This window comes from Pseudarthrobacter siccitolerans (assembly GCF_030823375.1).
GTDB lineage: Bacteria > Actinomycetota > Actinomycetes > Actinomycetales > Micrococcaceae > Arthrobacter > Arthrobacter siccitolerans_A.
The window spans coordinates 1,491,701-1,513,199 of sequence record NZ_JAUSXB010000001.1 but is presented as its reverse complement, the minus strand read 5'-3'; the positions used below and the strand labels follow the sequence as shown (position 1 = coordinate 1,513,199).

General features: G+C 66.7%; 20 protein-coding genes. 12 read left to right on the top strand and 8 right to left on the bottom strand.

The window, feature by feature from the left end:
* Positions 1–34 precede the first annotated feature (34 nt).
* The 4 genes from QFZ36_RS07140 (at position 35) to QFZ36_RS07125 (ending at position 4,931) form a co-directional block, all read left to right on the top strand.
* Positions 35–1,780, top strand: a complete 1,746-nt coding sequence (locus QFZ36_RS07140; RefSeq protein WP_306635056.1) for a nitrite/sulfite reductase — start codon at positions 35–37, stop codon at positions 1,778–1,780.
* 77 nt (positions 1,781–1,857) lie between these two features.
* Positions 1,858–2,583, top strand: coding sequence for a phosphoadenylyl-sulfate reductase (locus QFZ36_RS07135; protein ID WP_306639130.1), 726 nt, complete (start codon positions 1,858–1,860; stop codon positions 2,581–2,583).
* A complete protein-coding gene (gene cysD, locus QFZ36_RS07130) occupies positions 2,580–3,527 on the top strand; it encodes a sulfate adenylyltransferase subunit CysD (RefSeq protein ID WP_306635054.1) in 948 nt (315 codons plus the stop codon). The genes QFZ36_RS07135 and cysD overlap by 4 nt, the downstream gene beginning before the upstream one ends.
* Positions 3,528–4,931: a sulfate adenylyltransferase subunit 1 gene (locus QFZ36_RS07125; RefSeq protein WP_306635052.1), complete on the top strand. Its 1,404-nt coding sequence runs from the start codon at positions 3,528–3,530 to the stop codon at positions 4,929–4,931.
* A 90-nt stretch (positions 4,932–5,021) separates the two neighbouring features.
* Here QFZ36_RS07125 and QFZ36_RS07120 read toward each other — a convergent pair whose 3' ends face one another.
* A complete protein-coding gene (locus QFZ36_RS07120) occupies positions 5,022–5,516 on the bottom strand; it encodes an SRPBCC family protein (RefSeq protein ID WP_306635050.1) in 495 nt (164 codons plus the stop codon).
* Positions 5,517–5,545: 29 nt separating this feature from the next.
* On the opposite strand from QFZ36_RS07120, the gene QFZ36_RS07115 reads away from it, so the two are divergent.
* Positions 5,546–6,712 carry an RtcB family protein gene (locus QFZ36_RS07115; RefSeq protein WP_306635048.1) on the top strand — a complete coding sequence of 389 codons (1,167 nt, stop codon included), beginning with the start codon at positions 5,546–5,548 and terminating at the stop codon, positions 6,710–6,712.
* Between the two features lie 15 nt (positions 6,713–6,727).
* On the opposite strand, the gene QFZ36_RS07110 is transcribed toward QFZ36_RS07115, so the two are convergent.
* Positions 6,728–7,138, bottom strand: coding sequence for an Hpt domain-containing protein (locus QFZ36_RS07110; protein ID WP_306635046.1), 411 nt, complete (start codon positions 7,136–7,138; stop codon positions 6,728–6,730).
* Between the two features lie 330 nt (positions 7,139–7,468).
* Here QFZ36_RS07110 and QFZ36_RS07105 point away from each other — a divergent pair, with 330 nt between their 5' ends.
* From QFZ36_RS07105 to QFZ36_RS07080, 6 genes are all read left to right on the top strand, one after another.
* On the top strand, positions 7,469–8,611 hold the full coding sequence (locus tag QFZ36_RS07105) for an ABC transporter substrate-binding protein (protein ID WP_306639129.1): 1,143 nt from the start codon (positions 7,469–7,471) through the stop codon (positions 8,609–8,611).
* A gap of 31 nt (positions 8,612–8,642) precedes the next feature.
* Positions 8,643–9,368, top strand: coding sequence for an ABC transporter ATP-binding protein (locus tag QFZ36_RS07100; RefSeq protein WP_306635044.1), 726 nt, complete (start codon positions 8,643–8,645; stop codon positions 9,366–9,368).
* Positions 9,358–10,425 (top strand): ABC transporter permease, encoded by a 1,068-nt coding sequence (locus tag QFZ36_RS07095; RefSeq protein WP_306635042.1) that lies wholly within the window; start codon positions 9,358–9,360, stop codon positions 10,423–10,425. The genes QFZ36_RS07100 and QFZ36_RS07095 overlap by 11 nt, the downstream gene beginning before the upstream one ends.
* A 307-nt stretch (positions 10,426–10,732) precedes the next feature.
* Positions 10,733–11,998, top strand: coding sequence for a uroporphyrinogen-III C-methyltransferase (cobA, locus tag QFZ36_RS07090; RefSeq protein ID WP_306635040.1), 1,266 nt, complete (start codon positions 10,733–10,735; stop codon positions 11,996–11,998).
* Between the two features lie 98 nt (positions 11,999–12,096).
* Positions 12,097–13,563, top strand: coding sequence for an FAD-dependent oxidoreductase (locus QFZ36_RS07085; protein WP_306635038.1), 1,467 nt, complete (start codon positions 12,097–12,099; stop codon positions 13,561–13,563).
* A 207-nt stretch (positions 13,564–13,770) separates the two neighbouring features.
* Entirely contained in the window at positions 13,771–14,706 is a 936-nt protein-coding gene (locus tag QFZ36_RS07080) for a TM2 domain-containing protein (protein WP_306635036.1), read from the top strand.
* A gap of 22 nt (positions 14,707–14,728) precedes the next feature.
* Here QFZ36_RS07080 and QFZ36_RS07075 read toward each other — a convergent pair whose 3' ends face one another.
* Genes QFZ36_RS07075 through QFZ36_RS07065 form a run of 3 tightly spaced genes read right to left on the bottom strand, consistent with a single transcriptional unit; the run spans position 14,729 to position 17,187 of the window.
* A complete protein-coding gene (locus QFZ36_RS07075; protein ID WP_306635034.1) occupies positions 14,729–16,036 on the bottom strand; it encodes an SRPBCC family protein in 1,308 nt (435 codons plus the stop codon).
* A gap of 29 nt (positions 16,037–16,065) precedes the next feature.
* Positions 16,066–16,893 carry a DUF1206 domain-containing protein gene (locus tag QFZ36_RS07070; protein WP_306635032.1) on the bottom strand — a complete coding sequence of 276 codons (828 nt, stop codon included), beginning with the start codon at positions 16,891–16,893 and terminating at the stop codon, positions 16,066–16,068.
* A 3-nt stretch (positions 16,894–16,896) separates the two neighbouring features.
* Positions 16,897–17,187, bottom strand: a complete 291-nt coding sequence (locus QFZ36_RS07065; protein WP_142039092.1) for a hypothetical protein — start codon at positions 17,185–17,187, stop codon at positions 16,897–16,899.
* Positions 17,188–17,341: 154 nt separating this feature from the next.
* On the opposite strand from QFZ36_RS07065, the gene QFZ36_RS07060 reads away from it, so the two are divergent.
* Entirely contained in the window at positions 17,342–17,878 is a 537-nt protein-coding gene (locus QFZ36_RS07060; protein ID WP_306635030.1) for a hypothetical protein, read from the top strand.
* A gap of 96 nt (positions 17,879–17,974) precedes the next feature.
* Here the strand turns inward: QFZ36_RS07060 and QFZ36_RS07055 are convergent, their stop codons facing one another.
* The 3 genes from QFZ36_RS07055 to QFZ36_RS07045 all read right to left on the bottom strand — a co-directional run bounded on the left by QFZ36_RS07055 (position 17,975) and on the right by QFZ36_RS07045 (position 21,388).
* Entirely contained in the window at positions 17,975–19,222 is a 1,248-nt protein-coding gene (locus tag QFZ36_RS07055; protein ID WP_306635028.1) for an AI-2E family transporter, read from the bottom strand.
* 123 nt (positions 19,223–19,345) lie between these two features.
* Positions 19,346–20,026, bottom strand: coding sequence for a FadR/GntR family transcriptional regulator (locus QFZ36_RS07050; RefSeq protein WP_306635026.1), 681 nt, complete (start codon positions 20,024–20,026; stop codon positions 19,346–19,348).
* Between the two features lie 6 nt (positions 20,027–20,032).
* A complete protein-coding gene (locus QFZ36_RS07045) occupies positions 20,033–21,388 on the bottom strand; it encodes an MFS transporter (protein WP_306635024.1) in 1,356 nt (451 codons plus the stop codon).
* Positions 21,389–21,499: the final 111 nt, after the last annotated feature.

Genomic DNA, 21,499 nt, shown 5'->3' with positions numbered 1-21,499 from the left:
GTGACGCTATTCGGACGGGACCTACAGTCGATGCATGACTGATACAGCTCTAGCCGGAGCGTCCGCGGACACCGCCGCCCCGAAGCGCCCGGCCCGCCCGTCCCGACCCGCCGCAAAACCGCACGGTCAGTGGAAAGTGGACGGCAAGACGCCGCTGAACGCCAACGAAACCTGGAAACAGGAAGACGACGGCCTTAACGTGCGCGAGCGTATCGAGACCATCTACTCCAAAGAGGGCTTTGACGCCATCCCCGGCCAGGACCTGCACGGCCGGTTCCGCTGGTGGGGCCTTTACACCCAGCGCAAGCCCGGGATCGACGGCGGCAAGACGGCAACCCTTGAGCCGCACGAGCTCGAGGACAAGTACTTTATGCTCCGGGTGAGGATCGACGGCGGTGCGCTCACCACCGAGCAGCTGCGCGTCATCGGCCAGATCTCCGTTGACTTCGCCCGCGACTCGGCCGACCTCACGGACCGCCAGAACATCCAGCTGCACTGGATCCGCGTGGAGGACATCCCCGAGATCTGGACCCGCCTGGAAGGTGTTGGCCTGTCCACCACCGAGGCCTGCGGCGACGTTCCGCGCGTCATCCTGGGATCGCCCGTGGCCGGCATCGCCAAGGACGAGATCATCGACCCCACCCCGCTCATCGCCGAGCTGGGGGAGCGGTTCATCGGCAACCCGCTGCTGTCCAACCTGCCGCGCAAGTACAAGACCGCAATCACCGGCCACCCCAGCCAGGACGTGGTCCACGAGATCAACGACTGCGCCTTTGTGGGCATTGAGCACCCCGAACTGGGAATCGGCTACGACCTGTGGGTGGGCGGCGCGCTGTCCACCAACCCGATGCTCGGCAAGCGCCTGGGCGCATTCGTGAAGCCGGACCAGGCCGCCGATGTGTGGCTGGGCGTCACCAGCATCTTCCGCGACTACGGTTACCGCCGCATGCGCACCAAGGCACGCCTGAAATTCCTTCTGGCCGACTGGGGTCCGGAGAAGTTCCGCCAGATCCTGGAGGACGAATACCTGGGCTACAAGCTCGCTGATGGCCCCGCCGCCCCCAAACCGGCCACCCCCGGTGACCACGTGGGCGTGCACGAGCAGAAGGACGGCAAGTTCTTCATCGGTGCCACCCCGCTGGCCGGCCGTCTCTCCGGCGCCGGGCTGGTCAAGCTCGCCGACACCCTGGAGGCCCGCGGCTCCTACCGGCTGCGCACCACCCCGCACCAGAAGCTCGTTGTCCTGGACGTCGAAAAGGACCAGGTCGAGCCCCTGGTGGCCGAGCTGGACGCCCTCGGCCTGTCCGCCCGCCCGTCCGTGTTCCGCCGCGGCACCATCGCCTGCACCGGTATCGAATACTGCAAGCTGGCCATCGTGGAGACCAAGCACACGGCCGCCACCGCGGTTGCCGAACTGGAACGCCGCCTCGCGGACCTCGCGGGCTCGGGCCAGTTGCCGCAGGCACTGTCGCTGCACATCAACGGTTGCCCCAACTCCTGCGCCCGCATCCAGACCGCGGACATCGGCCTCAAGGGCATGATGCTGCCAACGCCCGACGGCGACCCCTCCCCGGGTTTCCAGGTCCACCTGGGCGGCGGGCTGGCGTCAAACGACCGTGAGGAAGCGGGCCTGGGCCGCACCGTCCGCGGCCTCAAGGTCTACGTTGACGACCTGCCCGACTACGTGGAGCGCGTAGTCCGCACCTTCGTAGCCCAGCGCGCCGAAGGCCAGACCTTCGCCGAGTGGGCCCACGCAGCAGACGAGGAGGCACTCCAGTGAATCCCCAGCCGCTCCCCAACCTCGCAAGCTCGGCCGGGGACCCCGACGGCCGTGGCCCCTCTCTCGGGGTAGACCCGGTGGTTGAGCCCGTCGAAACCCGGAAGCTTCGCAGCAAGGAAGAACTGAAGGACCTCGCCGAGTCAGGCGCTGCCGAGCTCGGCTGGGACGCGCCCGCCCGCGACGTGATCGCCTGGGTGGAGCGCAACTTCGACCTGCCCGCGGTCGCCGTCGCCTGCTCCATGGCCGACGCCGTCCTGCCGGCCCTGGTCGCGGACCAGCTGCCCGGCGTCGACGTCCTGTTCCTGGAGACCGGCTACCACTTCCCGGAAACCTACGCCACGCGCGACGAGGTGGCCGCCAACCTCCGCGTCAACGTGGTGGACGTGCTCCCGGAGAACACCGTGGAACAGCAGGACCGGCTCCTGGGCAAGGACCTTTTCGCCCTCGACGCCGCGCAGTGCTGCGCCCTCCGCAAGGTGGCTCCGCTGCGCCGCACCCTGTCCGGCTACGAACTGTGGTTTACCGGCGTCCGCCGCGACGAGGCCCCCACCCGCACCAACACGCCGCTGGTCACCTGGGACGAGGCCAACGGCCTGGTCAAGGTGAACCCGGTGGCTGCGTGGACCTTCGACCAGCTGGTGCAGTACTCGGACGACAACCTCCTGCCCGTCAACCCGCTGCTTTCCCAGGGCTACCCCTCCATTGGCTGCCAGCCCTGCACCCGCAAGGTGGCGCCCGGCGACGACCCCCGCGCCGGCCGCTGGGCAGGCTCCGACAAGACAGAATGCGGACTACACGTATGAGCACTTTCCTAACTGAGGAGACCACCCAGGTGACTGAAGCTGCCGTCTCCACGCGCCTGTCCAGCCTGGATACCCTCGAGTCTGAGGCCATCCACATCATCCGCGAAGTGGTTGCCGAGTTCGAGAAGCCCGCGCTCCTGTTCTCCGGCGGCAAGGACTCCGTGGTGATGCTGCACCTGGCCACCAAGGCCTTCTGGCCCGGCAAAGTTCCGTTCCCCGTGCTGCACGTGGACACCGGCCACAACTTCCCTGAGGTGCTCGACTTCCGCGACCGCACGGTGGAGCGACTGGGCCTGAAGCTCGTGGTGGGCTCCGTTCAGGAGTTCATTGACCGCGGCGAGCTCGCCGAGCGCGCCGACGGAACCCGCAACCCGCTGCAGACCGTCCCGCTGCTGGACGCCATCCAGCAGAACAAGTTCGACGCCGTGTTCGGCGGCGGCCGCCGCGACGAGGACAAGGCTCGCGCCAAGGAGCGCATCCTGAGCCTGCGTGACGAATTCGGCCAGTGGGACCCGCGCAACCAGCGCCCCGAACTGTGGAACCTCTACAACGGCCGTCACACCGTGGGCCAGCACGTCCGCGCGTTCCCCATCAGCAACTGGACCGAGCTGGACATCTGGCGTTATATCGAGCGCGAGAACATCGAGCTGCCCGGCCTGTACTACGCCCACGAGCGCGAGGTCTTCGCCCGCGACGGCATGTGGCGTGCGGTGGGCGAAGTTTCCCAGCCGCTCCCGCACGAGGACGTCATCACCAAGACCGTCCGCTACCGCACTGTGGGGGACATGTCCTGCACCGGCGCGGTGGAGTCTGACGCGTACACCGTGTCCGACGTCGTGGTTGAAGTCGCTGCCTCCACCCTCACCGAACGTGGCGCCACCCGTGCAGATGACCGCATCTCCGAGGCAGCCATGGAAGACCGCAAGAAGGACGGGTATTTCTAAATGAGCACCGACACTTTGGCTTCGGAGCTGGAGACAGCCCTGCCCACAACGCTCTTCCGGTTCGCCACCGCAGGATCAGTCGACGACGGCAAGTCCACTCTGGTGGGCCGCCTCCTTCACGATTCCAAGGCCATCCTGGCTGACACCCTCGACGCGGTGGCCCGCACCTCCGCGGACCGCGGGTTCGGCGGGGATAAGGGCGGCATCGACCTCGCCCTCCTGACCGACGGCCTGCGCGCCGAGCGCGAACAGGGCATCACCATCGACGTGGCCTACCGCTACTTCGCCACGGACCGCCGCAGCTTCATCCTGGCCGACTGCCCCGGGCACGTTCAGTACACCAAGAACACGGTGACCGGCGCGTCCACTGCAGATGCCGTCGTCGTACTCATTGACGCCCGCAAGGGTGTGCTGGAGCAGACCCGCCGGCACCTGTCCGTGCTGCAGCTGCTGCGCGTGGCGCACGTGATTGTGGCTGTGAACAAGATCGACCTGGTGGACTTCAGCGAGTCCGTGTTCCGGGACATCGAAGCCGACGTGCAGCAGGTGGGCCGCGAGCTGGGTCTCGGTTCAGACGGCATCACGGACCTGCTGGTGGTCCCGGTGTCCGCGCTCGACGGCGACAATGTGGTGGAGCGCTCCGAACGCACCCCCTGGTACACGGGACCGGCCCTGCTTGAGGTCCTCGAAACCCTTCCGGCCGCCGATGAACTGGAAAGCCACCTGGAAAGCTTCCGCTTCCCTGTGCAGCTGGTCATCCGCCCGCAGGGTGCCCTGGCTCCCGACGCCGTGGCCGCCGGCCTGGATGTAGAGGCCTACCGCGACTACCGCGCGTACGCCGGCCAGATCACCGAAGGCTCGGTCAAGGTGGGGGACAAGGTCTCCGTCCTGACCCCCGGCCAGGACCCCCGCACCACCACCGTAGTGGGCATCGACTTCGCCGGCGCCTCGCTGGAGGAAGCCGCCGCCCCGCAGTCGGTGGCCATCCGCCTTGCGGAGGAGTTCGACGTGGCCCGCGGTGACACCATCGCCGCTGCCGGCACAGTGCGGGAAGCTTCGGCCGACCTGTACGCATCGCTGTGCTGGCTGTCCCCGAAGCCTTTGCGTGAAGGCCAGAAGGTGCTGGTCAAGCACGGCACCCGTACCGTGCAGGCCCTGGTTCGCAGCGTTGGCGGCAAGCTGGACCTGGCAACCTTCAAGCTGGAACCGGCATCCACCCTGGAACTGAACGACATCGGCAACGCCCAGCTCCGGCTCGCCGCGCCGCTGCCGCTCGAAAACTACCTGCACCACCGCCGCACCGGCGCGTTCCTGGTGATCGACCCGCTGGACGGCAACACCCTGGCGGCCGGCCTGGTCAAGGACCACCCGGGCGACCACGAGGATGAGCGCTACTCGATCTGATCCCGCCGAAATCGCCGGAACGCTGCAAGGTCGCCGTCTCAAGACGGCGACCCGGCAGCCCTCCGGCGATTTTGACGTTTAAGGGCGGACTTAAGCGCGCCCCTCGAGAATCGTCTTGAGCTTCTGCAGGTCCTTGCGGGTTTCGCGGCGGATCATTGGTGCCATGACCAGCCCGGCCAGCCTGGAGAAACCGGCGGGGTTCCCGGTGTTGCCGAGGCTCATGCGGGTCCCGCCGTCGTCGTCCGTCCAGGTGTAGGTGGTCTGCATGGGGAACGGGCCCTGGGCGGTGCGCATCACCAGCTTCTCGCCCGGAACGTATTCCACGAACTCATAGGTGTAGTTGATCTCCCGGCCCAGGAACTTCGCGGTGAACGCCACCTTTGAGCCTGTGCCAACAGGGCCCGTGGTCAGCCGCTGGGACTTGTGGATGTTCACGTACCACTTCGGTGCGTTGTCGGGGTTGGCCGCGTAGTCCGCCACCTCGGTCCGCGATCGGTTGATATGGATCTGGGTCTGGACGTTCACCACGGTTGCGTCTCCTTCTTCTGCGCCGATGTCACGCCACGGGGTTAGCCTAGGAGTCACGTTAGTCCTCGTTTGCGCGGAGGCGAAGCATGCAAACCCTCAGCCCGAAGCTCCTGAACTGGGCTTCGATCCTGGATGACCTGACGCGGGAGCAGGCCGTGATGACCGCCGGGCTGCCGTTTATCTATCCGCACCTGGCCCTCATGCCCGACGCCCACCTGGGCAGGGGCGCCACGGTGGGCTCAGTGATTCCCACGCTGCACGCGATCATCCCCGCGGCGGTGGGGGTGGACATCGGCTGCGGCATGATTGCCGTCCGGACGCAGTACTCGCTGGCGGACCTCCCGAAGGACCGGAAGAAACTCCGTGAAAACATTGAACGGGCTGTTCCGCTGTCCGCGGGGCACAACAACAGGACTGTGCTGCCTACTGCTGAACCGCGGATCGCCGAACTGAAGCAACTGGCCGCCAAATCCGGGTTCAACCCCGCCGAGTACGTGGCCAAATGGGAGCTGCAGCTGGGATCCCTTGGCTCGGGCAACCACTTCATCGAGGTCTGTGCCGATGAGGCCGATGCGGTCTGGCTGTTCCTGCACTCCGGGTCCCGCGGCATCGGCAACAAAATTGCCCAGCACCACATCGCAGTCGCCCAGCACGTGTCACGGAAAAACCAGATCCACTTGCCCCACCCGGACCTCGCCTACCTCGACGAGGGCACGCCGCAGTTTGACCGCTACATGGCGGAGCTGCGCTGGGCCCAGCACTTCGCCCTCCTGAACCGGGAGGAAATGATGGACCGGGTCATCGCCCAGTTCGGCCACTGGGTGGGCGGCCGCGTGCAGGAACGCGAACGGATCAACTGCCACCACAACTTCACCCAGCAGGAGACCCACTACGGCAGGTCCGTCTGGGTATCCCGGAAAGGCGCCATCCAGGCCGGCCCCGGCGATCCTGGACTGATCCCCGGTTCCATGGGGACGGCGTCGTACGTGGTGGAAGGCCTGGGGAACCCCGCATCCCTGAACTCTTCGCCGCATGGGGCCGGCCGGGAGTACTCCCGCAACGCCGCCCGCAGGACCTTCACGCTGGACGAGCTGAAGAAGGCCATGCGCGGGATCGAGTTCCGGGTTTCTGAGGCGTTCATCGACGAAATCCCGGCCGCCTACAAACCCATCGACCAAGTGATGCAGGATGCCGCAGACCTCGTTAAGGTCCGGCACAAGCTTCGGCAACTGATTAACGTCAAGGGCAACTGAAGCCGCCCCCGGCGCTCAATCCCGGTCAGGCTTCCCCCGCAGGGCCGCCTGCAGGAGGTAGGCCGTCTGCCGGCTGCACTGGTTGATCCGCCGGAGGTGGGCCGCGGCCAGATGGGGCAGCGCCACGGCCGGATCAGCGTTGAGGATCTCGTACCGCAGGGCCTGCTCAAGATTGATGGCCAGGCCTGCCAGCCGTTCGGCCCCGACCATTTCGCTGGAAGTCTTGAGGCTGAGGACAGCATCCATGGCTCCGTTGACATCACCTGTGGTGAGGGCCTGCCGCAGCTTCTCATTCCGTTCCGGCAGTTGTCCGATGAAGTTTTGCACGAACACTTTCCAGACGCCCTCGTCGTCTTCGAGTTCTTCGCGCAGCTTTTCCAGGACGGATGGGTCCAGGAGGGGCGCGTATCCGTTGCCCTGGATCACGGCTGCCCTCCGCGATCAGGCTGCCCGCCCGGCGCAACGATCCGGCACAAATGCCTGCAAAGCTCGATACCCATGACAATCCCCTGAAAGTCAATCCATCCATGAGCCTCCCAGCAGGACTTTTTATGGACGGTACGGGGGAGGCGACCGGGAAGCACGAGTAGTGAGTACTCGAATGTTGTGCACATTGGGCAAGGCGGGCTCCAAGTGTTGCGGCCGGCGTTGGCCGAATGTGACGCTAGATGAACCTGCGTGACCCCCCGTTTCCGCTTCATTGAACGGGTTTGGGTCACTCCCTATGGTGAAACAATGACTAGTTCCAAGCCCGGGATGACCCGCATCGTGGCAGGCGAAAGCGCGGTCCCCCAGCGCAAGCGTGCCATTGAGGCTGCCCTGGCCATTGGGCTGGTCCTGCTGATCGCCCTCGGCGCCGTGGTGGCATCCACTGTTTCCCGCAACACCGAGGCCCAGGCCGTTGAACCTACGGCCGCCGCAGAACTGAAGCTGGGCTACTTCGGCAACGTCACGCACGCCCCCGCACTGGTGGGCATCAAGGAGGGCTTCCTGGCCGAGGCCCTGGGCAGCACCGCGCTCAGCACCGAGACCTTCAACGCCGGTCCGGCGGCCATCGAGGCACTGAACGCCGGCGCCATCGACGCCGCCTACATCGGCCCCAACCCGGCCATCAACTCCTTCGTCAAGAGCCAGGGCGAGTCCGTCAGGATCATCGCCGGGGCTGCTGCCGGCGGCGCGCAGCTGGTGGTTAGGCCGGAGATCAGCTCGGCTGCGGAGCTCAAGGGCAAGACCTTGGCGTCCCCGCAGCTGGGCGGTACGCAGGACGTTGCCCTGCGCGCCTGGCTCGCGGACCAGGGCTACAAAACGAACGTGGACGGCAGCGGCGACGTCGCCATCAACCCCACGGAGAACGCCCAGACGCTGAAGCTGTTCCAGGACGGAAAGCTCGACGGCGCGTGGTTGCCTGAGCCCTGGGCGTCACGCCTGGTGCTCCAGGCCGGAGCGAAGGTGTTGGTGGACGAAAAGGACCTGTGGGACGGCACCGGTACGGGCAAACCCGGCGAGTTCCCCACCACCGTTCTGATCGTGAACCAGAAGTTCGCAGCCGGCCACCCGGACACCGTGAAGGCGCTCCTGGCCGGCCACGCAAAATCGGTGGCCTGGCTGAACGAAGCCCCCGCTGAACAGAAGGCCGCCGTCATCAACGCTGGCCTGCAGGAATCTGCCGGCGCAGCCCTTGCTGACGACGTCCTCGCGCGGTCCCTCAGCAACATCACCTTCACCCTGGACCCGCTGGCCGGAAGCTACCCCCGGCTGCTGCAGGACGGTGTGGAGGCCGGCACCACCAAGCAGGCCGAGATCAACGGACTCTTCGACCTCCAGCCGCTGAACGACGTCATCGACGACGGCGGCAGCGGTACGGATCCGGTTTCCGCCGCCGGCCTCGGCCAAAACTGACCCCCTCACCCACCTAATTAAGGACGGCACCATGCCAGTCGTACTGGAAAACCTGGGCAAGCGCTTCGGCGACGGCGCCCCGGTGCTGGACGACGTCAACGCCAACATCGGCCAGGGCGAGTTCGTAGCCCTCCTCGGTGCCTCCGGCTGCGGCAAATCCACCCTGCTGAACATCATCGCGGGACTCGAGGCGCCGACGTCGGGCGCCCTCGAAGTGCCCAGCGACGGTGCCGCCTTTATGTTCCAGGACGCCGCGCTGTTCCCCTGGCTCACGGCCCGGGAGAACATCGAACTGGCCCTGAAGCTGCGCGGCATGGGCAAGGCCGAGCGCAAGGCGAAGGCGCAGGAGCTCCTCGAGCTGGTGCACCTTGGCAGCGCGGGGGACAAGCGCCCGCACGAGCTGTCCGGCGGCATGCGCCAGCGTGTGTCCCTGGCCCGGTCGCTGGCCCAGGACCGGCAGCTGCTGCTGATGGACGAGCCGTTCGCCGCACTGGACGCCATCACCCGCGACCTGCTGCACGACGAACTGGAACGCATCTGGAAGGAAACCGGGCGCACCATCGTCTTTGTCACCCACAACGTCCGCGAAGCTGTCCGGCTGGGCCAGCGCGTGCTGCTGCTGTCCTCCCGCCCGGGCCGCGTTGTTCAGGAATGGGCAGTCACCGAGGAACACCGAACCGACGCCGGGCTTGCCGGCCAGCTGACCGGGGTCATCACCGCCCGGCTGCGTGAGGAGATTCGCCGCCATGCCAAGTAAGTCTCTGTCCGGCTCCGCGCCCGATGCCGCCCCCGCCCCTTCGCCGGACCGCTTTCGTCCTGCGGACGAAGCGGCCGGCTCAGGCAGCGGCACCGGCCTTCCCGAAGCTCGCAAGCTCGCGTCGGGTCCCGCGGCCGATTCCTTAGATGCCACTCCTCAGACCAGGCACGTTCATGCCGCTTTGACCCGGTCTTCCACCGGGCATGAGGACCTGCGGGAACTTGAGTCCGGGCTGGACTCGCTGCAGTCCGACGCTGACCGCAAACACCGGGTCGACTGGAGCCGCGTGCTCCTGCCCATCGCCGCCCTGGTGGCCCTCGTCCTGATCTGGCAGTTCTACGTCTCGCTTGGGGTGAAGCGCCGCGACCTGGTGCCCGGTCCGCTGGACGTGGTGACCCAGATGGGCGTGCTCTGGAGTGACGGCAAACTGCAGGAAGCCGTCTGGACTTCGATGCAGCGCGGGGTTGTCGGGTTCCTGATCAGCGTGGCCATCGCAACGCCGGTGGGTCTGCTGCTGGCCCAGGTGGCTCCGCTGCGCAGAGCTTTTGGACCGCTGATATCCGGCCTGCAGGTGCTGCCCTCCGTGGCGTGGGTTCCGGCGGCCATCATCTGGTTCGGCCTTACCGATGCCACCGTGTACTTCGTGATCTTTATGGGCGCCATTCCCTCCATCATCAACGGGCTCATTTCCGGCGTGGACCAGATCCCGCCGCAGTACCGACGGGTTGGTACCGTCCTGGGTGCATCGCGGCTCCAGATGGCGCTGCAGATCATCCTGCCCGCCGCCTTGCCGGGATACCTGAGTGGCCTTAAGCAAGGCTGGGCCTTCTCGTGGCGCTCGCTCATGGCTGCGGAAATCATCGCGGTGGGCGGCACCATCGGCTTCGGCCTGGGCTCGCTGCTGGACCAGGGCCGCGTGCTGTCCGACATGACCGTGGTCATGGCGGCAATCCTGCTGATCCTCGCCGTTGGCATCCTCATTGAACTGCTGGTTTTCGCGCCCATTGAGAAGCGCCTCCTGCGGAGCCGAGGCCTTCTCTCCGGCAGCACCCGCTAGCCCCAACACAGTGTCTGTAGAGCCCGACGGCGACTCCCGACGTCGGGCTTTGCTGTTCCCCGGACGCTTTTGCGTCACTTCCGGCACCTGCGTCTGCCCTCTGCCCCGGAATGGCGCGATCAGCCTCTTGGGTCGCCTTGCCGAACGTTTGGTCCTGGGCTGCTACCTGCGGGGCTCATCCGGGAGCGCGGGCGCTTCCTGTCGGACCTGGAGTGAGGGCCCGCGGTACGTTACGCAGCGTTACCTTACGTGACCTGTTGTTGCTCGGCCTTTGTAGGCCATTGTGACGCGGCCCTACCGTTGATTCATGGCAATTCAGGATATCTACCCCACAGCGCTGCGGTTATTGGGCCGCGCCGTGCTGGTGGTGGGCGGCGGCCCGGTGGCTGCGCGCCGCGCCAAGGGGCTGCTCGACGCCGGTGCCCGGGTCACCGTCGTGGCTCCGGATGCCTCCACCGCACTCCAGGAACTGGCCGACGCCGGCCTCCTCACCTGGGAGCAGCGCACCTACCGTCCGTCCGACGTCGACGGCGTCTGGTTCGTCCAGACCGCAACCGGCGATTCCGCCGTGGACGCCCAGGTCTCCGCCGACGCCGAGGCGCAACGCGTCTGGTGCGTCAATGCCTCCGACCATGAAGCGTCCGCCGCCTGGACCCCCGCCGTCGCAGAAGTCGACGACGTGAAGATCGCCGTGAACGCCGGGGGAGACCCGCGCCGCGCCATGGCCGTGCGCGACGCCGTCGCCACCGCCCTCGAAACCGGGGACCTGCCGCTCCGCCGCCGCCGCGCAGCCCGCAACGGCTCCGTTGCGCTGGTGGGTGGCGGCCCCGGCGATACCGGCCTCATTACCGTCCGCGGCCGCCGGCTCCTGGGCCAGGCCGACGTCGTGGTCGCAGACCGCCTGGGCCCCCGCGAACTGCTCAATGAGCTGGCACCGGATGTCCGCGTCATCGAGGTTGGCAAAACTCCGGGCCACCACCCCGTGCCGCAGTCGGAGATCAACCGGATCCTCGTTGAGGAAGCCCTCAAGGGCCACCGCGTGGTCCGGCTCAAGGGCGGCGACCCCTACGTCCTGGGCCGCGGCGGCGAGGAAGCCGAATACTGCCGGCAGCACGGCGTCGAGGTTGAAGTGGTTTCCGGTGTCACCTCCGCGATCTCCGTTCCCGCCGCCGCCGGTATCCCGGTGACCCACCGCGGCCTGGCTAAGGGCTTCAGCGTGGTGACCGGCCACGAGGAACTCTCCGAGGTTCCGGCCCGCCCGGACCACACCGTGGTGCTGCTGATGGGTGTGGGCCAGCTGCGCGAATCCGCGTCCGCCCTGGGCAAAGCCGGCCTTCCTGCCGGCACCCCGGTTGGTATCGTGGAGAACGGTTACCTGCCGAACCAGCGCGTCACCATCGGCACGCTCGGTTCCATTGCGGACCAGGCGGAAGCCGCCGGTGTGGCCAACCCGGCAGTCATAGTCATCGGTGACGTGGTGCGCGTGAGCCCGTTCGCGCCGGCGCACTTCAAAACCGCTGACTACGGCACCACCACCCCGAACAGCCCCCGCAAGACCGTCCTCACCACCTAGCCCCCACCCAACTGGGTAGCGCCAAGTGTCGTTCTGAGCCCTCATAACGACACTTAGCGCTACTTAGTTGGGACGGAACGAAGAAAAGGAACACAGCCGTGTCATCAAGCACCACCGTAGGTTCTGCCGACCGTCCGCTGCGCGTCGCCGTCGTGGGTTCCGGCCCGGCAGGCGTCTACGCCGCGGACATCCTCACCAAGAGCGAAGCCGTCAAGAGCGGCGAGCTGACCGTGAGCATCGACCTCTTTGACCGCTACCCGGCACCCTACGGCCTGATCCGCTACGGCGTGGCCCCGGACCACCCCCGCATCAAGGGCATCGTCAATGCCCTGCACAAGGTCCTGGACCGCGGCGACATCCGCTTCTTCGGCAACGTGGACTACGGCACCGACCTCACCATCGAGGACCTGCGCACCCACTACGACGCCGTCATCTTCGCCACGGGCGCCATCAAGGATGCGGACCTTAACATCCCCGGCATCGAGCTGGACGGCTCCTACGGCGGCGCCGACTTCGTCTCCTGGTACGACGGCCACCCCGACGTCCCGCGCGAATGGCCGCTGGAGGCCAAGGAAATCGCCGTCATCGGCAACGGCAACGTCGCCCTGGACGTGGCCCGCGTCCTGTCCAAGCACGCCGACGACCTCCTGGTGTCCGAAATCCCGGACAACGTCTACGCCGGGCTGAAGAACTCGCCCGTCACCGACGTGCACGTCTTCGGCCGCCGCGGCCCGGCACAGGTTAAGTTCACCCCGCTGGAACTGCGCGAGCTGTCCCACTCCAAGGACGTGGACATCATCCTGTACCCGGAGGACTTCGAGTTCGACGAGGAATCGGACCGCCAGATCCAGACGAACAACCAGACCAAGACCATGGTGGGCACCCTCACCAACTGGATCGCCGAGCAGCCCGAGGACCTCTCCGAGCTGAAGGCTTCCCGCCGCCTGCACCTGCACTTCCTGCACAGCCCGGTGGAGATCTACGACGACGCCGAGACGCCTGGCAAGGTTGCCGGCATGAAGTTCGAGCGCACCGAGCTGGACGGCACGGGCAACGCCCGCGGCACCGGCGAATTCGTGGACTACCCGGTCCAGGCCGTGTACCGGGCCATCGGCTACTTCGGCTCCGCGCTGCCGGAGATCGAGTTCGACCACAAGAAGGGCGTCGTCCCGAACGACGGCGGCCGCGTCCTGGATGCCTCGGGCACCCACGTGCCCGGCATCTACGCCACGGGCTGGATCAAGCGTGGACCCGTCGGCTTGATCGGCCACACCAAGGGCGACGCCCTCGAGACCGTGACCTACTTGCTGGAGGACCGCGAAAACCTTCCGGTCGCCGCCGTTCCCGCGGCAGACGCCGTGGTGGAACTCCTCGACTCCCGCGGCGTGAAGTTCACCAGCTGGGAAGGCTGGCTGGCATTGGACGCCCACGAGCTCGCCCTCGGCGCAGCAGCCACGGAAGCTGGCGGCTCGCACGGTGTTGAGGTCAAGCGCGAACGCATCAAGGTGGTGCCGCGCGAGGATATGGTGACTATTTCCCGCGATGGTGTGGCCGCGCAGGTCTAACGCTTTTCCGGGCCGCCGAGCGTCCATCGTCCTGCCGTACGGAGGCAGGGCGTGCCGCTGCAGGTGCGGGGTGCAAGTCAAATTCGTGGGATGGGCATTTCTGCCCATCCCACTTTTTTGCGCTTTAAAGTAAATTCGCTGGAGAAATACTTTGCGGGCTGAGGCCAGCCCGTCCCATCCTGCCTGCCCCCAACTTAAGGAAGATCCATGAGTCACCCCAGTTACCCGCACGCACCCGAAAACGGCGCGTCAGTTCCGCCGGTTCCGCCTGCTCCGTCCACCTTTGGCGGCCAGTATCAGGGAGGGCAGCAGGGCGGATACCAGCCGGGACCCTACGGCCAGGCCCCCTTCGCCGGCGGGCCAGGAAAATCCTTCGTGACCACCTGGATTTTGTCCCTCTTGCTGGGAACCGTGGGTGTGGACCGTTTCTACCTGGGCAAGATTGGCACCGGCGTCGCCAAGCTGCTGACCTTGGGCGGATTCGGAATCTGGGCAATCGTGGACCTGATCATCACTCTGACAGGTAACGCCAGGGACAAGGATGGCCGTCAGCTCGAAGGCTACCCGGAGAACAGGAAGAAGGCCTGGATCATCACGGGAATCGTTTGGCTCGCCAGCATGATCTCCGGAATCCTGCTGACCATCGTGTCCATCAGCATCACAGCCCAAGCACCTGAGGGCCGGAATATCCCCGTTCCGCCGCCGCTTCCCTCGGCCTCACAGGCGGCGCCCGCTCCGTCACCGGGAGCCGCCATCCGAGAGAACTCGTTCGTGGTCACCGTGTCCGAAGGCAACACTGTGAAGATCGGCGTCCTCGATTCGCTGTACACCACCGAGATTCCCGCCATGTCCTACCTGAAGCCGGCGAACGGAGGATTCCTGCTGCTCGAGGTTTCCTGGGAGACGCTCACCGGAACCAGCACCGCCGCGCCGATGAACTTCGAGGTCTACGACGCGGAGGGCAACCAGGGCGAGCGGATTTATGTGGAGGACGGCATGGGCGGCTTGCCCAGTGAGGAAGTGGGTGCCGGGGACGGCCGCCAGGGCGTCATCGCGTTTGATGTCAAGAAGGGGCCGGTGAAGGTGGTGGTCACCGATGACTACGGTGATCAGGCATCCACCTTCACCTTGACCGCCCAGTAGCCGATCAATTAACCCGGCCGCGCTACTTCCCGGCCCCGCCTGCTGCCATCAGCTCCAGTCGCTTGAGCGTCTCGCGGTTGCGGACGGTAATCATGGGGTCCCGCAGGATCTTAGGCAGCCTCTTGCCAGGCCCCCGGATGGCGTCCTCGGCCATGGTGACAAGGCACTGGTTGCCCTGGTCCTGGAGGGTGATTACCACCTTGGCCTCACCCAGCGGCCAGCCGCGCGCCACAAGTTCCAGTGACTTCTCCGGTTCGGCGGCGGTCACGCGGGTGCTGTCGTTGATCACCAGCGGCCAGGCGCCCACCGAGTGGTGGAGGCGCGATCCTGCCTGCGGCCAGGTGTCATCCACCGCTCGGATCCGTGAGGCACCCACCACCCAGCCGGAGTACAGCCAGCCGTCGGCAATGACCTGCCAGACGTCTGCGGCGGGGGTGTTGAACAGCTGTGACACGGTGGACATGGCGTTCCTTCCTGTGGTGGCTGGTGCGGGCTGGTTGCTTGTTGTTTCCGGACGTTCGACGGCGGCGGACCCTACGGCGGCACGGATGGCACCGGGCGGCGCGGGCTGCTGCGCTGCCCGGTACGAGCGCTCCCGCAGGCGGCGCGTCCACGCGTAGGCCTCTGCGCCCCGCGGCTGGTTTTCGAGCGGGTCAAAGCGCAGGGGAGTATCGGCCGGTTCCGGGGCGGCCTGCAGCCTCAGTTCGCCGCACTGCTGCCACGGGCCTGCCGGTTTGGCCCAGTACAGCCCCAGAACCCAATGCCCGCATGCCACTGACCTGCCGGCCAGGCTGATAGTCCGCAGCCCGAGCAGCACCGGTCCATTCCGGCCGCGGTAGGGCATGAGCGTTGTCAGGGCGGCGGTGGTGACGTCGAGTTTGGGGTGGAGCAAGAACCTTCCGGGGAGCCGCCAGCCCGTGGAGGAAAACAACACGTCGGCCGTTCCGCCGCCGGGCGCACCTGAAGCCGTGCCGCCGTCGGAGGCTGTGCCGCGTGCCCCGGCGTCGGACGCCGTGAGACGAAGGGCGAGGCCCAGGACGTCTGGAAGCCGGGACGGCAACCCCACTGATCGCGAGAAGCGTGCCTCAACCAAATCGGTGCCCGGAGCATCAAGCCAGTCCAGGCCGCTGGGACTGCCGGAGATCCCGGTCCGGGTCAGTTCTCCGGTGAGGCCGACGCCCTTCGGATGGATGGGCCGGACGGGCCGGACGGCTTTGAGGACCTGGAACAGGCGGGCCAAGGCATGTCCCGCAGCCTCCGAGACGGCGGGGGCGACGTCCCGCGGCACGGAGCCGCCGCGCTGTGGGGGGTCCTGCAGCAAGTGCGTCATGCTTCCTTCCTACCCGGAAATACCTGGAACTACATCCGCCCGAACCGTGACCGGATGAGGGCGAAAATCCCGTAGGCGATGAACCCTGCCCCGATGGCGACCAGCAGGTACGGGCCGAACGGGTGGTCGCGGAGGGCCTTGAGGCTGCCGTCCAGTCCGGTTGATTCGTTGGGATCGTGCTTGGCGGCGGCGATCACAAAAAGCAGCCCGGTGAGGCCCAGGGCCGCCCCTTTGGCGATGTGGCCCGAAACGCCCAGGCCGTCGATGAGCCGGCCGCGCCGTGTCCCGTCAAAGTGGAAGAGCTCATCCTTGAAACCACGGCGGATGCCCTTGAAGATGAAGTAGATGCCGATCCCGATGATGGTCAGGCCCAGTGCCACCAGTGCCCACGGTCCCCAGGGGGTGGCCAGCAGTGAGGCACTGAAATCTTTCGTGCTCTCGCTGGAGTCGCCTCGCAGCCCGACGGCGAAACCGGCGAAGCTGAGGCCCACGCTGCCGTAGGCGACGGCGAGAAAGCCGGAGGAGATCAGCTTGGACAAACGCTCCTTGCCGGACTTGCGGCGCACACGCAGCGTGGCTTCGCTGGCTTGCCACAAGGCGAGGCCCATGCAGGCGGCCACGCAGGCCCACATCACGGCCGGCCCCCATGTATTGGCCGCGAGTTGTTCAATGGCGCCAGTTGGTTCCGCCTCCCCGGGCTGGCCGAAAGCCACAGCAACGGCTATCGCCCCGATGATGACGTGCAACAGCGCCATGACGGCGAATCCGGCCCGTGCAAGGACGTCGAGGGCCGGATGGTTCGAGGCCTCCTCGACGGCGTCCGCGGCCTGGCTGAGGGTGGAATCGCTGTCCGACATCACTCAGCCGTTCATGGGCCCTTCGGCGCGGATCTTCTCCGCGCCCGGTCCCTCCACGTGGACGGTGCAGCGGACCACCAGTTGTCCGGGCGCATTCTCCAGCTCCACCAGGGAATCGTGTCCACTCAGCACCGTGAAGACCTCGGAGCCTGGCACCACTGCCACTCCCTTGGCTTCCGCGGTGGCCCGGGCATTGCCGAACGCCTCGCGCTGAAGCCCTTCCACGTACCTGCCCTCATCTTCACGGGCGGGGTCACCAAAGGCCCAGCCGAACAAACTCCCAGTAGTTCCCATGCCGTTGATATTACGCGGTCCGCCCGAGCAAGACGGGCTTTCGTAACATTAGTAAGTGTGCTTACCATGGGCGGACCATGACCTTGATGGGACACGGCAAGTAACGTCCGCAGGCACGGCATCTCAACCAAGTTCAACGTTAGGAATGCACATCATGGCAGGAAATCTTATTGCCCGGTCAGTTCACGACCTGACGGCAGCGGCATGGTTCGGTGGGTCCCTGATGGGTGCCATCGGACTGAACGGTGCAGCGGCGGCGGCCAGGGATTCGTCCGAGCGGACGCGGCTCTCCAGCGCCGGATGGATGAAGTGGGCACCCTTCCAGACGGCTGCGTTCGCGTCCCACCTGGTGGCGGACCTTGCTATCGCCTGGGAAAACAAGGAGCGCATCGCCAAGCAGGAAGGCGTCGCCCGGGACACGGTGATCAAGACTGCCGTGACAGTGGTGGGCGCCGCGGTGACGCTGTATTCCGGCATTCTCGGCAAGAAGGTGGAGAAGCTCGCGGACCAGGGCGCCGAGGGCGCCACGGAGCCGCGGCCGGATGCTTCGGACGAACTGAAAGCGGCGCAGCAGCAGCTCAAAGTGCTGCAGTGGGTCATCCCCGCGTTCGCCGGCCTGGTGGTCATCCTCGGCGCAAAGCACGGCGAGATGCAGCGGCCCAAGAACGTATTCGCGGGCCTGCGGGGTTAGTTATCACCCTTCCGCAGCGGCGGTAACGCACAGCGCACGACGACGGTCCGGCACCCAGGTGCCGGACCGTCGTCGTCCTTCGATCCATGCGAAGCACTAGACGGGCTGGCTGTGTGCCGGCGGCAGTTCCGGGTTCATGTCCGGCAGGTTCGGGTCCTCCGCGGTCCATACCTGGATGATGGCCCAGGCGACGGCGGCCAGGGGCACGGAAAGTACCGCACCGACGATTCCGGCGAGAATGGTGCCGGCGGTCAGTGCCATCAGGATCACCAGGGCGTGGAGCTGCAGTGACTTGCCCATCACGATCGGCTGCAGAAGGTCACCTTCGAGTTGATTGACGGCCACCACCACTGCCACCACAATCAGGGCCACCACCGGCCCGTTCGCCACCAGGGCCACCAGGGCGGCGAGGATGCCAGCCACGGTGGCGCCCACGAGCGGGATGAACGCGCCGATGAATACGATGATGGCCAGCGGAAAGGCCAACGGAACCTGCATGATCAGCAGTGCGGCGCCGATGGCCACCGTGTCCGCCAGTGCCACGATGGCGGTGCCGCGCACATACCCGCCCAGCACCTCGAGGGTCCGGCTCCCCACCCGGCGGAGCTTTGCCTCCCGGCTCCCGCTGAAGGGCCGGAGGAAGAAGTTCCAGATTTTGGCGCCGTCCTTGAGGAAGAAGAACAGGATGACCACCACCAGGCTGGCCCCGGCGATGAACTCGGTGACCACGGAAAGGCCGGTGATGGCGCCGGAGCGGACCTGGCTGCTGCTGGCAAACTGCACGATTCCCTCACGTGCCTGGTCCAGCTGTTCCTGCTCGACGGGAACCGGGCCGGTCAGCAGGAACTGCTCCAGCTCGTCCAGCCCGGACGACGCCTGCTGGGCCAGCTCGCCCCACTGGTTGCGGACCGAAAAGTAGATCACGGTGGCGATGCCCGCGAGTAATGCCAGTAATGCCACGAAGGCGATGCCGGTGGCCACTCCGCCCGGAAGCCCGCGGCGCCGGAGCATGTTGACGAAAGGCCCGATCGCCGCAGCCAGGATCAGGGCTATCAGGACCGGGATGACCAGGAGCTTGATCTGCATCAGGGCGTAAACGGACACCGCGGCAACGGTGAGGATCAGCAGGACCTGGGCCGAGCGGCTGCCCACCCTGCCCAGCCCGTCTGTCCAGAGTGCGCCGGGCTGTTTGGTTTCCCGTTTCTTCGCAGCAGCGACCGGGGCCGGGACGTGCGGCGTCCGCTCGACTGCCGCGGTGGGGCCGTGCCCATTTGGATTTGCCGCCGGTGCCGGCTGCACGGTGTCGGTGCCCGGCACCTGTTCGGTCAGGCGTGTTCGCGCCATGGGAACTCCTCATTTGTCGGCGGATGCCCTGGGTTCGCGGGTGTATACGCCAGGGAGACAACCTTCGTCAGATAGTAAGCCTACTGATCGTTTGGGGAGGAGCGAAACCCCTGGCCAGCGCGACTATGCCGCCAGCCACTCCGCACAGGAGTTCAGGTTGCGGTTGACGGTGGCCACGGCAGTGTCCTCATTGCGCTGTTCAATGGCCGCCAGCAGCAGTTCGTGCCCCTCGTGCTGGAGTCCGTCGAATCCCGGCCGGCGGAGCTGCTTAAGCAGATCCCCATGAACCGCGGCGCCGAAGCTGACATAGAGCTCATGCAGCAGGGGGTTGCCGGACGCCTGGGCCACCCGCTCATGGAAGCCCCAGTCCGCGCGCGCCCAACCCTCATAGTCTTCGCTGTTCCAGGCGCGGGTTCGATCGGTGAGGAGGGCACGCAGGGCAGCCACGTCGCCCGGTGTGGCATTCCGGGCCGCCAGCCGCGCTGCCTGCGTGTCCAGGCCCAGCCGGACTTCCAGGATGTGTGCCTCGGTATGGTCCTGGTACATACGGCGGGCGGCGCCGGAGATCTCGCTGGTGGCCCGGACGTAGGTGCCGTCACCCCGGCGGACTTCCAGCATGCCGCTGTGCGCCAGGGCCTTGATGGCCTCGCGCAGGGTGCCGCGCGAGACGCCCAGATCGGTCATCAGGCCGGGTTCGGAGGGGATCCGCTGGTGGAGGGGCCATTCGCCCGAGTGGATCATATTCCGCAGCTTGGCGGTGACTTCCTCGGCAAGCGGCGGCCGGCGGGAGGGGCTCAGGGCCATGGCGTCCTACTTCCCCTCGGCAGTGGGGGATCCGGCAGTGTGGACAGCGGCGGGGGATGCGGGGTGGGCCATGCCGCGGGTCATCGCTTTGCCCGTGATCAGGTGCGACACCACAATCTGGACCAGCGACAGGGCCAGCAGCAGGGCAAGGGGCAGGACCCAGCCGCCGGTAGCGCTGTGCAGCAATCCCATGCCGAAGGGGCCCGCGGTGGCCAGCAGGTAACCGCTGGATTGCGCCAGCGTGGACAGCGCCGTGGTTTCGGCCGTGCTCGCTCCACTGCGGCTGATCATCACCATCACCAGGGGGAAGATGCCAAGGCCGAACCCCAGCAGGACGGCGGGAACAACAGCGAGCCCCACGGGCAGGACCAGGAGCAGGGCCAGACCGGCCGCCATGGTGAGGCTCACCAGGTAAAAGGCCGGGCGCAGCATTCCGGGACGGGAGCCAATGGCGATGAGCAGCATGCCCGCGGGCACCGAGACCAGCTGCATCAGCCCGAACATCAGTCCGCTGTCCGAGGCATTCATTCCCATGGTGGTGAGCATGTACGGGAACCAGCTCAGCAGGGCATAGGCCAGCAGGGCCTGGAGCGTGAAGATGGCGGTCAGGAGCAGCCCTTTCCGGGTCCGCAGCAGCGGCCAGGGGGACACGTGGCGTGCTGCCACACGCGTGCTGTTGCGGTGTGCGTGCAGGGCCACGGGGATGAAGCCCAGGAATGCGGCCACGGCAGTGATCCCAATGGCGCCGACGGCGGCGGACGGCGATCCGAGGGCCTGCGCCAGCGGTACCACGGCGACGGCGGTGACCGTAGCCCCGGTGGTCATCGTCACCGTATACACGGCAGTCATGAGGGAGGTCCGGTGCGCGAAGTGCTCGCGGATGAAGGACGGCATGGCCACATTGCAGACAGCCAGTCCGGACATTCCCACCACACTGCCCAGCACCAGCATCCCGGTGGCGGGGATGCCCCGCAGCAGGAGGCCGCCGGCCAGCATGGAGAGCGACAGCAGGATGGCCTTTTCCACGCCCAGCTTGCCCGTCAGCCAGGACGTGGCCGCGCCCGCCAGGGCAAAGCACAGCGTGGGGATCGACGGGATGATGGCGGCCACCAGCGGCCCATAACCCAGCACTGTCTGCAGGTCGTGCAGCAGGGCGGAGGCGCCGGTGATGCCCGCACGCAGGTTGAGCCCGATCAGCACCAGCGCAATAACACCGAACACGACGGCGGAGCGCGGCTTCTGTGCCGGAGTCCTTGCGGCAGCAGGCGCGGGAACGCCGGCAGGCGCAGGAGCGGAAGCAGTGACGGGTGCCGAAGAGGGCGCGGTGAACAGGGCGGCAGGAGAAGGGGGAGTGGCGGGCATCCCTCCAGCCTAAAGGTTAGACGTTTGATGTTTAGGGTTTTGTGGGCAAGCTCTCCCGGCCCATCACGCCGGGGCAATAGACTGCCTGCGGGGGCCGGGACGCGAATCCGT